General features: G+C 43.3%; 8 protein-coding genes and 3 rRNA genes (1 of these 11 cut by a window edge). 10 read left to right on the plus strand and 1 reads right to left on the minus strand.

From position 1 onward, the window contains the following. The 10 genes from IGI68_RS06175 to IGI68_RS06220 form a co-directional block, all read left to right on the plus strand. Window positions 1-705, plus strand: a 16S ribosomal RNA gene (locus IGI68_RS06175) (it extends 853 nt beyond the left edge of the window). A gap of 278 nt (window positions 706-983) precedes the next feature. Then, window positions 984-3,898, plus strand: a 23S ribosomal RNA gene (locus IGI68_RS06180). Window positions 3,899-3,985: 87 nt separating this feature from the next. Continuing rightward, window positions 3,986-4,101 (plus strand): 5S ribosomal RNA (gene rrf, locus IGI68_RS06185). The 16S, 23S and 5S rRNA genes sit together here, the layout of an rRNA operon. A 257-nt stretch (window positions 4,102-4,358) precedes the next feature. Beyond that, complete coding sequence (gene msrB, locus IGI68_RS06190; protein ID WP_438731408.1) at window positions 4,359-4,793, plus strand: peptide-methionine (R)-S-oxide reductase MsrB; 435 nt, start codon at window positions 4,359-4,361, stop codon at window positions 4,791-4,793. Window positions 4,794-4,893: 100 nt separating this feature from the next. Continuing rightward, a complete protein-coding gene (ruvA, locus tag IGI68_RS06195; RefSeq protein ID WP_438733228.1) occupies window positions 4,894-5,493 on the plus strand; it encodes a Holliday junction branch migration protein RuvA in 600 nt (199 codons plus the stop codon). Window positions 5,494-5,505: 12 nt separating this feature from the next. Continuing rightward, the gene (gene ruvB / locus IGI68_RS06200; RefSeq protein WP_071874937.1) at window positions 5,506-6,504 is read left to right on the plus strand and encodes a Holliday junction branch migration DNA helicase RuvB; all 999 of its coding nucleotides are present in this window, start codon (window positions 5,506-5,508) and stop codon (window positions 6,502-6,504) included. Between the two features lie 15 nt (window positions 6,505-6,519). After that, entirely contained in the window at window positions 6,520-6,981 is a 462-nt protein-coding gene (locus IGI68_RS06205) for a low molecular weight protein-tyrosine-phosphatase (RefSeq protein WP_438731412.1), read from the plus strand. Between the two features lie 21 nt (window positions 6,982-7,002). Then, window positions 7,003-7,356 carry a hypothetical protein gene (locus IGI68_RS06210; protein ID WP_071874935.1) on the plus strand — a complete coding sequence of 118 codons (354 nt, stop codon included), beginning with the start codon at window positions 7,003-7,005 and terminating at the stop codon, window positions 7,354-7,356. Window positions 7,357-7,487: 131 nt separating this feature from the next. Next, window positions 7,488-9,137, plus strand: a complete 1,650-nt coding sequence (locus tag IGI68_RS06215; RefSeq protein ID WP_438731415.1) for a DUF4091 domain-containing protein — start codon at window positions 7,488-7,490, stop codon at window positions 9,135-9,137. Next, window positions 9,134-10,540, plus strand: a complete 1,407-nt coding sequence (locus tag IGI68_RS06220) for an alpha-L-fucosidase (protein WP_438731418.1) — start codon at window positions 9,134-9,136, stop codon at window positions 10,538-10,540. The genes IGI68_RS06215 and IGI68_RS06220 overlap by 4 nt, the downstream gene beginning before the upstream one ends. Window positions 10,541-10,772: 232 nt before the next feature. Here the strand turns inward: IGI68_RS06220 and brnQ are convergent, their stop codons facing one another. Next, window positions 10,773-12,119, minus strand: a complete 1,347-nt coding sequence (brnQ, locus tag IGI68_RS06225) for a branched-chain amino acid transport system II carrier protein (RefSeq protein ID WP_438731421.1) — start codon at window positions 12,117-12,119, stop codon at window positions 10,773-10,775. Between the last annotated feature and the right edge of the window lie 56 nt (window positions 12,120-12,175).

Raw genomic sequence — 12,175 nt, forward strand, 5'->3', positions numbered from 1 at the left:
GGTTTCCGCCCTTCAGTGCTGCAGCTAACGCATTAAGCACTCCGCCTGGGGAGTACGGTCGCAAGACTGAAACTCAAAGGAATTGACGGGGGCCCGCACAAGCGGTGGAGCATGTGGTTTAATTCGAAGCAACGCGAAGAACCTTACCAGGTCTTGACATCCTTTGACCACTCTAGAGATAGAGCTTTCCCTTCGGGGACAAAGTGACAGGTGGTGCATGGTTGTCGTCAGCTCGTGTCGTGAGATGTTGGGTTAAGTCCCGCAACGAGCGCAACCCTTATTGTTAGTTGCCATCATTTAGTTGGGCACTCTAGCGAGACTGCCGGTGACAAACCGGAGGAAGGTGGGGATGACGTCAAATCATCATGCCCCTTATGACCTGGGCTACACACGTGCTACAATGGGAGGTACAACGAGTCGCCAAGCCGCGAGGCTGAGCTAATCTCTTAAAACCTCTCTCAGTTCGGATTGTAGGCTGCAACTCGCCTACATGAAGCCGGAATCGCTAGTAATCGCGGATCAGCATGCCGCGGTGAATACGTTCCCGGGCCTTGTACACACCGCCCGTCACACCACGAAAGTTTGTAACACCCGAAGTCGATGAGGTAACCTTTTTGGAGCCAGTCGCCTAAGGTGGGATAGATGATTGGGGTGAAGTCGTAACAAGGTAGCCGTATCGGAAGGTGCGGCTGGATCACCTCCTTTCTAAGGAATTTGTTTGACGCAATGATGTTTCATCATTTGCCAATCAAACATCACGGAAACTACACATCGTTTGCTCTTTGTTCAGTTTTGAGAGGTTTACTCTCAATTTAATTGTATTTTGCTCATTGAAAACTGGATATTGAAGAAAAGAAATATAACAAACCAAGAACATTGTGTTGGATGATTGTTACATGATTCCAATTACTTTATTTATTTTATCTTTGATCGCGTTTCTATCGCTAGAAACAACGTCAAAAACCCAACCGTAAGGTTGAGAAGGTTAAGTGAATAAGGGCGCATGGTGGATGCCTTGGCACTAGAAGCCGATGAAGGACGGGACGAACACCGATATGCTTTGGGGAGCTGTACGTAAGCTTTGATCCAGAGATTTCCGAATGGGGAAACCCAACATCTTTTATAGGATGTTACTTTTCAGTGAATACATAGCTGATTAGAGGTAGACGCAGAGAACTGAAACATCTAAGTACCTGCAGGAAGAGAAAGAAAATTCGATTCCCTTAGTAGCGGCGAGCGAAACGGGAACAGCCCAAACCAACAAGCTTGCTTGTTGGGGTTGTAGGACTCCGATATGGTAGTTTTTTCAGATAGTCGAAGGATTTGGAAAAGTCCGTCAAAGAGGGTAAAAACCCCGTAGACGAAATTTGGAAAGCACCTAGGAGGATCCTGAGTACGGCGGAACACGAGGAATTCCGTCGGAATCCGGGAGGACCATCTCCCAAGGCTAAATACTCTCTAGTGACCGATAGTGAACCAGTACCGTGAGGGAAAGGTGAAAAGCACCCCGGAAGGGGAGTGAAATAGATCCTGAAACCATGTGCCTACAACAAGTTAGAGCCCGTTAATGGGTGATAGCGTGCCTTTTGTAGAATGAACCGGCGAGTTACGATTATCTGCGAGGTTAAGTCGAAGAGACGGAGCCGTAGCGAAAGCGAGTCTGAATAGGGCGAATGAGTAGGTGGTCGTAGACCCGAAACCAAGTGATCTACCCATGTCCAGGTTGAAGGTGCGGTAAAACGCACTGGAGGACCGAACCCACGTATGTTGAAAAATGCGGGGATGAGGTGTGGGTAGCGGAGAAATTCCAAACGAACTTGGAGATAGCTGGTTCTCTCCGAAATAGCTTTAGGGCTAGCGTCAGATTTTAAGAATGATGGAGGTAGAGCACTGTTTGGACTAGGGGCCCGTCTAGGGTTACCGAATTCAGATAAACTCCGAATGCCATACATTTATATCTGGCAGTCAGACTGTGAGTGATAAGATCCATAGTCGAAAGGGAAACAGCCCAGACCACCAGCTAAGGTCCCAAAATATATGTTAAGTGGAAAAGGATGTGGGGTTGCACAGACAACTAGGATGTTGGCTCAGAAGCAGCCATCATTTAAAGAGTGCGTAATAGCTCACTAGTCGAGTGACCCTGCGCCGAAAATTTACCGGGGCTAAACATATTACCGAAGCTGTGGAGTGTACGTATGTACACTGGTAGGAGAGCGTTCTAAGGGCGTCGAAGGTAGACCGTGAGGACTGCTGGAGCGCTTAGAAGTGAGAATGCCGGTATGAGTAGCGAAAGACAGGTGAGAATCCTGTCCACCGTATGACTAAGGTTTCCTGGGGAAGGCTCGTCCGCCCAGGGTTAGTCGGGACCTAAGCCGAGGCCGATAGGCGTAGGCGATGGACAACAGGTTGATATTCCTGTACCCGTTGTTTTTGTTTGAGCGATGGAGGGACGCAGTAGGCTAAGAAATGCAGACGATTGGAAATGTCTGTCCAAGCAATAAGTCCGAGTGAGAGTCAAATGCTTTCATTCATTAAGGACAAGTTGTGATGGGGAGGGAAATTTAAGTACCGAAGTTTCTGATGTCACACTGCCGAGAAAAGCTTCTAGTTAGAAAACAACGGCCCGTACCGTAAACCGACACAGGTAGTCGAGGAGAGTATCCTAAGGTGTGCGAGAGAACTCTCGTTAAGGAACTCGGCAAAATGACCCCGTAACTTCGGGAGAAGGGGTGCTGTTCGCAAGAACAGCCGCAGTGAATAGGCCCAAGCGACTGTTTATCAAAAACACAGGTCTCTGCAAAATCGAAAGATGAAGTATAGGGGCTGACGCCTGCCCGGTGCTGGAAGGTTAAGAGGAGTGCTTAGCGCAAGCGAAGGTACGAATTGAAGCCCCAGTAAACGGCGGCCGTAACTATAACGGTCCTAAGGTAGCGAAATTCCTTGTCGGGTAAGTTCCGACCCGCACGAAAGGCGTAACGATTTGGGCACTGTCTCAACGAGAGACTCGGTGAAATTTTAGTACCTGTGAAGATGCAGGTTACCCGCGACAGGACGGAAAGACCCCATGGAGCTTTACTGTAATTTGATATTGAGTGTCTGTACCGCATGTACAGGATAGGTAGGAGCCGTAGAGATCGGGACGCTAGTTTCGATGGAGGCAATGGTGGGATACTACCCTTGTGTTATGGCCACTCTAACCCGCATCACTAATCGTGATGGGAGACAGTGTCAGATGGGCAGTTTGACTGGGGCGGTCGCCTCCTAAAAGGTAACGGAGGCGCCCAAAGGTTCCCTCAGAATGGTTGGAAATCATTCGTAGAGTGCAAAGGCAAAAGGGAGCTTGACTGCGAGAGCTACAACTCGAGCAGGGACGAAAGTCGGGCTTAGTGATCCGGTGGTTCCGCATGGAAGGGCCATCGCTCAACGGATAAAAGCTACCCTGGGGATAACAGGCTTATCTCCCCCAAGAGTCCACATCGACGGGGAGGTTTGGCACCTCGATGTCGGCTCGTCGCATCCTGGGGCTGTAGTCGGTCCCAAGGGTTGGGCTGTTCGCCCATTAAAGCGGCACGCGAGCTGGGTTCAGAACGTCGTGAGACAGTTCGGTCCCTATCCGTCGCGGGCGTTGGAAATTTGAGAGGAGCTGTCCTTAGTACGAGAGGACCGGGATGGACTTACCGCTGGTGTACCAGTTGTCTCGCCAGAGGCATCGCTGGGTAGCTATGTAGGGAAGGGATAAACGCTGAAAGCATCTAAGTGTGAAGCCCACCTCAAGATGAGATTTCCCATTTCTTTAAGAAAGTAAGATCCCTGAGAGATGATCAGGTAGATAGGTCAGGAGTGGAAGTGCAGCGATGTACGGAGCGGACTGATACTAATCGATCGAGGACTTAACCAAAATGGTAAAATAAAAACTTGGTACGGTACAATGATTTTCTTCAAATCCAGTTTTGAGTGAGCAACACTTACTCAAATAATCAAATAGTGTGGTGGCGATAGCAAGAAGGATACACCTGTACCCATGCCGAACACAGAAGTTAAGCTTCTTAGCGCCGATTGTAGTGAAGGGTTTCCCTTTGTGAGAGCAGGACGTCGCCACGCGAATATAAAAGATTAGAATGAAAATTCTAGTCTTTTTTTGTTTAATGTAGGTTTACGAAATCATCTAAATAAGAGAAAAACGTTATGATTAAAATAATTTATTTGAAGGATGTACAATAAGTGTGAAAGATAGCGATCTTGCTACAGCTCTTATGCAAAATGGCGTGTCAAAAGCTAAATACTCGCATATTTTAAGAAAACGTTGCAAAATAAAGATAGTTGAAATAAATAACCAGAATCATGAGGAGGAATCTTAGATGAAACAATCCAAAGATGAGTTAAAGAAACAATTATCGGTTGTTGAATATGCGGTAACACAAGAAAATGCGACGGAGCGTCCGTTTACTGGAAAGTATGATAATCACTATGATAAAGGGATTTATGTTGATATTGTGAGTGGAGAACCGCTTTTTGCTTCAACAGATAAGTATGATGCTGGATGTGGATGGCCATCCTTTACTCGGCCATTACCAAAAGTTATGATTAAAGAAAATAAGGATACTACTCTAGGTATGACACGGATTGAAGTTCGTAGTCAAGAAGCGGATTCGCATTTGGGACACGTTTTTCCAGATGGACCAGTAGACGAAGGCGGCTTACGCTACTGTATTAACTCTGCTGCTTTAAAATTTATTCCTTTAAATGAAATGAAGCAAGCAGGCTACGAGTCTTTTATCCCTTACGTGAAATAATAAATAAGAAAAACCTAGAAGAAATTCATTCATCTAGGTTTTTCTTATTTGTCTATTTTATGGTACAATGAAGGGAACATATGTGCAGAAAGGGTTAATCATGTACGAATATCTTATTGGAAAAGTAACCGGGATTACACCGGCTTATATTGTGTTAGAAAATCAAGGAATCGGCTATCAAATTCAATGCGGGAATCCGTATTATTACGTCGGAAAAGAAACGCAAGAAACGCGTATTTATGTCCATCAAGTCATTCGAGAAGACGCTCATCAATTGTTTGGGTTCAAAACAGTTGAGGAAAAGAAACTGTTTTTACGCTTAATTAGTGTTTCAGGAATTGGTCCTAAAAGTGGCTTAGCAATTATGGCTAATGATGATCACTTAGGATTGATCCAAGCGATTGAATCACAAGATGGAGCCTATTTGACGAAGTTTCCTGGTGTTGGAAAGAAAACAGCGCAGCAATTAATTCTTGATTTACAAGGGAAGTTGGGCGATATTATTGAAGAAGGCTTACCGGCGAAACAACCGCAACTTTTCGATGGTACCCATCACTTAGAAGAAGCATTAGCGGCATTGAAGGCATTGGGTTACAGTGAGAAAGAAGTCAAGAAAGTCGAAAAAGAATTGCAACAGACAATTTGTACGACGACCGATGAATATTTACGGGTAGCTTTAAAAATGATTATGAAGAAATAAAAGGAGCAATCGATGGAAGAACGGATTATTTCACCAATTGAAAGAGAAGAAGATACTTTTGAAAAATCGCTTCGACCACAATTCTTTAGTGAATATATTGGACAAGATAAAGTAAAAAATGAACTGGGGATTTATATTCAAGCGGCGAAGCAAAGGGAAGAGTCTTTGGATCACGTTTTACTTTATGGACCTCCTGGCTTAGGAAAGACGACGATGGCGATGGTGATTGCCAATGAAATGCAAGTCAATGTCCGAACGACGAGTGGTCCGGCGATTGAAAAACCAGGTGATTTGGTTGCGATTTTAAATGAACTAGATCCAGGTGATGTGTTGTTTATCGATGAAATTCACCGTTTACCAAAAGTGGTAGAAGAAATGCTCTATTCAGCGATGGAAGACTTTTATATTGATATCATGGTTGGGCAAGGAACGTCGGCTCATCCAGTTCACTTCCCGTTACCGCCATTTACCTTAGTAGGGGCGACGACGCGCGCAGGGATGCTTTCTGCGCCTTTGAGAGATCGTTTTGGCATTATCTCTCATATGGAATACTATACAGAAGCAGATTTGCAAGAAATCATTTGTCGATCGGCGGCTATTTTTTCGACAGAGATTGTGGAAGAAGGGGCTTTAGAGATTGCACGACGATCTAGAGGGACTCCTCGAATTGCCAATCGTTTATTGAAGCGGGTGCGAGATTTTGCCCAAGTAGAAGGTGATGGCGTTATTAATCGTCAATTAGCGGACCGGGCACTGTTGTTGCTACAAGTGGATCATGCGGGATTAGATTATGTCGATCAAAAATTAATTAAAACGATGATCGAATTATATAATGGTGGGCCTGTTGGTTTAAGTACACTCTCTGTAAATATCGGAGAGGAACAAGAAACGGTCGAGGATATGTATGAACCTTATTTGATTCAAAAAGGATTTTTAAAGCGAACGCAAAGAGGGCGAATGGTGACGCGATTATCCTATGAACATTTTAACTATCCTTATGTAGGGGAATAAGAAGGAGTGAGGCAGATGCGAGTATTATTTGTTTGTCTTGGAAATATTTGCCGCTCACCGATGGCAGAAGGCCTGTTGCGAAAGTACGCACAGGAACAAGGCGTGAGAATTGAGGTCGATTCGGCTGCAACGAGTCGTTATCAAATTGGCGAAGCTCCGCATCCAGGGACCCAAAAAATCTTAAAGCAGCATCAAGTGGATGTTCAAAATATGATTGCTCGTCAAATAACATCGGAAGATTTTCTGACGTTTGACTATATTATTGGAATGGATCAACAAAATGTAATTGATTTAATGAAAATTGCACCTGACGGAACAAAAAAGAAAGTTCACTTGTTTTTATCGGTAGAAGAGGTTGATTCAATCCAAGATGTTCCGGATCCATGGTACACTGGGGACTTTCAAAAAACCGATCAATTGATCCAAGCAGCGCTCCCAAAGTGGCTGACTTATTGGTCAGAAAATGAATCAAGGTAGAATCGTAGGAGGGCGAGAAAAATGGAAAAAAAACCAATTTCACTAAAACAACTAGGGAAACGACTCGTCATGACTTCGGTAACCTTATTGGATAATTTATTTAATGATGACCTTGAAAAGCAGCAAACGATTGAAACCTATCGCAGCCGTTTGAGCGAAGCGGCTCGTGATCAAGATTTAGTCGTTTTACAATTACAAACGGAGAAAATTGATGCGTTTGAAACGATTGTCGGCTACGTTGCCAGTAAAAATAGTGGGAATGACAATGTTGTGATTAAAATGCAAAAGAATCAGCATCAATTACGAATTGTTCCGCTTCATAAGATTGAAAAAGTAAGCGTCCTCAGCATGAAAAATAAAAAAATCGCCAAATAAAGATCGATTTTTCTTCTTTTAGAGATAAAGAAGGAAAATCTTTTTTTATTGTCTAAAAACACTACTCATTTGGAAGCGTTTTTAGTATCCTAAGGAAGGGGGAAAAAGAGAGATAGAAAGGATTTAAGAAAATGAAAATCAATTGGTTCGCGTTGAACGGAATCAAGCCGTTTGACAAGCCAGAAGAAGAAAAGACAACCAAAATAAAAGTGGGATGGTTGAATGAAGCCAAGGATTATTATTTTTCCTTGGATGACATGACTGAAGAACCGTATCGTTTAACGGTGACAGGTTTTTCCGACTGTGAGGTAGAACTTTATCAATTAAACAGCACGCAAGCGCATATCGGTCGAGGTGTGACGTGGGGAGAGATTCCACAAGCACCAGAGGCTTCTTTTTATGATTGTCTCCAACCATTTGTCATTCAAGAAGAAGTGCCAACGTCTTCTTACCAATTGTTTTGTTTACGCCTGACAGGGACGGCTCCTGGAAAATGGCAAGGAGAAATTAGGGCCACACAAGGCAAAATCAGCGTCTCAAAAACACTGACGTTTGAGGTCTTACCACTTTTACTACCGACTCAAACGGCGCCTACCTTAGAACTTTGGCAATATCCTTTTGCGGTGGCCCGTTATTATCAAATCGAACCGAAAGATTATTTTAATAAAGCCCATTGTGAGCGAATTGCTGAAAGTTTAGCGTATTACGCCGAAGCGGGAGGCGATACGATTGTAACGACGATTGTCCACGATCCTTGGAATCACCAAACGTATGATGCTTATCCGAGTCTGGTCACTTGGCAGCAAAGCGGTGAGAAAATGACCTTTGATTTTACATGGTTTGATCAATATGTGGCGCTTTGTTTAGCACTTGGTATTAATCAAAAAATAAAATGTTTTTCAATGTTGCCTTGGGAAGATAAAATTTATTATTTTGATGAAGCAGGTGTCTTGCAAGAGCGGATTTATCCGGTTGACTCACCGCAGTGGCAAAAGATTTGGCGTGACTTTTTGACAGCATTTGTTCAACATTTAGAAGAAAAAGGTTGGTTTGATATCACCTATATTGCGATTGATGAGCGACCAGCCGAAACGTTAACGAATGTTTTACAACTAATCAAAGAGCACCCGAATCAAGAAGGGAAAATGTTAAAAGTTTCGTGTGCGCTGAATTATCAAAGTTTCGATCATACATTACTTGAGCAAATTGCTGATCTAGCGATTGGTCAACAGCATCTAGGTGATCAGACTGTATTTCGTCAGTGGTGTGAACAACGACGAACAAAGGGTCTTACAACGTCGATTTATAACTGTGTGGGGGATTACCCTGCGATGTTTCTTTATAGTCATCCATTTGAGAGTCAATGGGTGATTTGGAATACGGTGGCTTATGGGGCAGATGGTTTTTTACGATGGGCATTGGATGCGTGGGTTAAAGATCCATTAGTCAACGGCAGTCACTGGTACTGGGAAAGTGGCGATCCCTTTTTACTTTATCCAGGAGAAAAGGGTGCGATGATGTCACTGCGTTTTCAGCAAATGCAACAAGCACTCAACGATAGCCGAAAATATTTATTTTTACAAAAAAAACAGCCGGCACTCGTGTCAGAGGTCACACAACTACTGGATGGATGGCCACAACTGTCGGGGAAAACAAATGATTATGGTGCGCAAGTGCCTTTCTCAGAAAATGAGACGCTCCAGCTTATTCAAACAATCCAACAAATGCATGACTTATTAGAAAAAGGCGCGCGTGCCTACTTAAAGGAGTCCAACAAATGAACATAACTGATTTGACAACAGTCGTTCCAAGTCCACGACAACTTGCTTGGCAGCAGACACAATACTATGGTTTTATCCATTTTGGAATCAATACGATGACGGACCGCGAATGGGGATTCGGGAATGAACCAACCACGTTGTTTGATCCTCAAAAACTGGATGCGGATAAGTGGGTGCAACAGATGAAAGCTGGACAGATGCAGGGCGTCATTTTGACCTGTAAGCACCATGACGGATTTTGTTTGTGGCCGAGTACAACAACAGACTATAGTGTCAAAACCGCGCCCTGGAAAGCAGGAGAAGGTGACTTAGTAAAAGAGGTATCGCAAGCATGTCAAAAATACGGGTTGAAATTTGGCATCTATCTGTCACCTTGGGATCGTCACGCGCAAAGTTATGGCAGCGGTCAAGCGTATAACGATTTTTATCTCGCGCAGTTAACGGAACTCTTAACGAACTATGGGGAGATATTTAGTGTTTGGTTAGACGGTGCCAATGGAGAGGGGCCAAATGGAAAAAAACAACAGTATGATTGGGAGCGCATCAACCAAGTTGTACGTCAGTTGCAACCAAATGCCGTGATTAGTGTTTGTGGTCCAGATGTCCGTTGGTGTGGCAATGAGGCCGGACACACACGGGCGCAAGAGTGGAGTGTGGTGCCTGTTGAACTACAAGACTTAGAAAAAATTACCGAGCGTTCTCAGCAAATCGATGACGGGATCTTTTCACGAAAAATCACGTCAGGCGATGAGGATTTAGGAAGTCGAAAAGCGTTGGAACATTATCACGGAGAACTTGTCTGGTATCCGGCAGAAGTTAATACCTCGATTCGTCCGGGATGGTTTTACCATGAAAGTGAAAATGACCAAGTCCGTTCTGCGGAAGAATTGTATCAAATTTATGTGCGATCAGTAGGTGGAAATGCGACGTTCTTATTAAATATCCCACCGAAACCAGATGGGGAATTTCATGAAAAAGATCTAGACGTTTTACAGGAATTAGGGGCGAAAATTGCACAAGTAAAAGATCAAACGATGATGAAAGGTGGTCATCTTTCTTATTCGAGTGCCACTACTCCGGTAACGCTCAGCGATTTGTTGCGCGAGGATGGGAAGGTCTGGCAGAGTCAACCGGATGATGTAAAACCCATGATTCAAGTTGAATGGGCGAAAGAACAAGTGATACAGCGCGTCATTTTACAAGAAGACATTCGTCAAAGCCAACGTATTGAAGCGTTCACATTGTATTATTACGATGAGCAACAATGGAAACCTTGGGGGACTGGCGCAAGCGTTGGTTATCAGCGCATCATTGAACGACCTCCTGTAAAAACAACGGGGATACGAATGGTATTTAATGATTATCGTGAATATCCGACACTAAACTATTTAACAATTAACTAGACAACGTGTCGCGTTTAAAAGAGTTCATTAAAGAAGCTCAATATCAAAACGCAAAAGTAGTACGAAATGTTAAAAAAACGCCAAAAAAATACCTACCGGCGGGGACCGGTAGGAAAAGGAGTAAAAAATGAAAAAGTGTTTGTTAGGGTTGTTTGTTGGTACACTTATATACTACTGAGAAAATGTGAATTTTTTGTGACGAAAATCTTTGAAAGTTGTTAAGAAATAATGATTAATAACTTTTCTGGGTTGAAAAACGCCAAATAATGCCGCCTGCAAAGCCGATTAAAGCCGGTAGGACCCAGCCCATTCCAATTCCAAACAGAGGTAAAGTCGCTTCACCTAACCCAATGAAAAATTGGGCAAAGGCGGTTTGACGAATGAAAGCGGGGCTAGCATTAAGCCCGTCAATAACCGAAGCAATTAAGGTAAAGAGTGTGGTCATTTGATAGACCTTTGGATCATGTTTAAAAATTGGACCGATAATCGCTAAAATAATTAAGGTCATCGCTAGTGGATATAAGAACATTAAGACAGGAATTGAGAACTCAATAATTTTTGTTAAGCCGACATTGGCAAAAACACCTGCCATCATACTAACCGCGCTAGCAAAAAATAAGTAGCTACGACTAGGGAATAGTTCAATGAATGTTTCAGAAAAAGCAGAAGTTAACCCAATGGCTGTTTTTAAACAGGCAGAGATGACGACTAAGGCTAAGACGATACTGCCATACGATCCAAGATAGTATTGAGCCATTTGTGCCAAGGCGATGCCGCCGTTCTCACTTAGTTCTAGCGTGCCGAGACTCATACTTCCCATATATGCGAGCAATGTATAGATGATTCCCATTAAGACAATGCTAATTGCGCCGGATTTAATCGTATCCATTGCAATTGTTGCGGGTTTAGTGACGCCACGGGTTTGAATAGTTTTAACAATAATAATCCCAAACGCTAAAGAAGCAAGGGCGTCTAACGTATTGTAGCCTTCAGTAAAGCCTGTGAAAAAGGGGAAATCTTGATAAGCATACTGCACCGGTGCAGCGCTAGTCTGGCCCATTGGTCGAATAAAGGCTAAGGCCATTAAGATACTTAGGAGACACAAAAAGAAAGGATTTAAGTATCTGCCGATATAATCAAAGAGTTTAGAAGGTTTTTTGGCTAAGAACCAAGCCGTAAAAAAGAATAATGCGCTAAAGAGAGCCAGTCCAAGCGTTTGTTGTTCTTTTGGTAAATAAGGTGCGAACGCAATTTCAAATGAAGTCGTCGCTAAACGTGGTAGGGCAAAAAACGGCCCAATCACGAGGTATAATAAAATGGTAAAAATAAAGGCATATTGACGATTTACTCGTGAAGCTAAGTCAAAGAGTCCTTGACTTTGTGAACTACCAATGGCGATGACCCCTAAAAAAGGAAGTCCAATTCCGGTAATTAAGAAACCAAGATTTGCCCAAAAGACGTTTTCTCCTGCCATTTGTCCCATATGTACAGGGAAAATCAAGTTGCCTGCACCAAAGAATAGGCCAAAAAGCATTGATCCGATGGTTAAATAATCAGTGAAAGTTAATTTTTTTTCCATAACGTCCCCCACATTTCTATATCTGATTGTACCAAAAATAACAAATTACGTTAGCA

The organism is Enterococcus sp. DIV1314a (assembly GCF_051713805.1).
Classification (GTDB): domain Bacteria; phylum Bacillota; class Bacilli; order Lactobacillales; family Enterococcaceae; genus Enterococcus_I; species Enterococcus_I aquimarinus.

Excerpts from the sequence above, each read along its gene's own strand:
- ruvB (WP_071874937.1), top strand. The coding sequence starts at position 5,506 with ATGGAAGAACGGATTATTTCACCAATTGAAAGAGAAGAAGATACTTTT.
- IGI68_RS06210 (WP_071874935.1), top strand. The coding sequence starts at position 7,003 with ATGGAAAAAAAACCAATTTCACTAAAACAACTAGGGAAACGACTCGTC.
- IGI68_RS06205 (WP_438731412.1), top strand. The coding sequence starts at position 6,520 with ATGCGAGTATTATTTGTTTGTCTTGGAAATATTTGCCGCTCACCGATG.
- ruvA (WP_438733228.1), top strand. The coding sequence starts at position 4,894 with ATGTACGAATATCTTATTGGAAAAGTAACCGGGATTACACCGGCTTAT.
- msrB (WP_438731408.1), top strand. The coding sequence starts at position 4,359 with ATGAAACAATCCAAAGATGAGTTAAAGAAACAATTATCGGTTGTTGAA.
- IGI68_RS06220 (WP_438731418.1), top strand. The coding sequence starts at position 9,134 with ATGAACATAACTGATTTGACAACAGTCGTTCCAAGTCCACGACAACTT.
- brnQ (WP_438731421.1), bottom strand. The coding sequence starts at position 12,119 with ATGGAAAAAAAATTAACTTTCACTGATTATTTAACCATCGGATCAATG.
- IGI68_RS06215 (WP_438731415.1), top strand. The coding sequence starts at position 7,488 with ATGAAAATCAATTGGTTCGCGTTGAACGGAATCAAGCCGTTTGACAAG.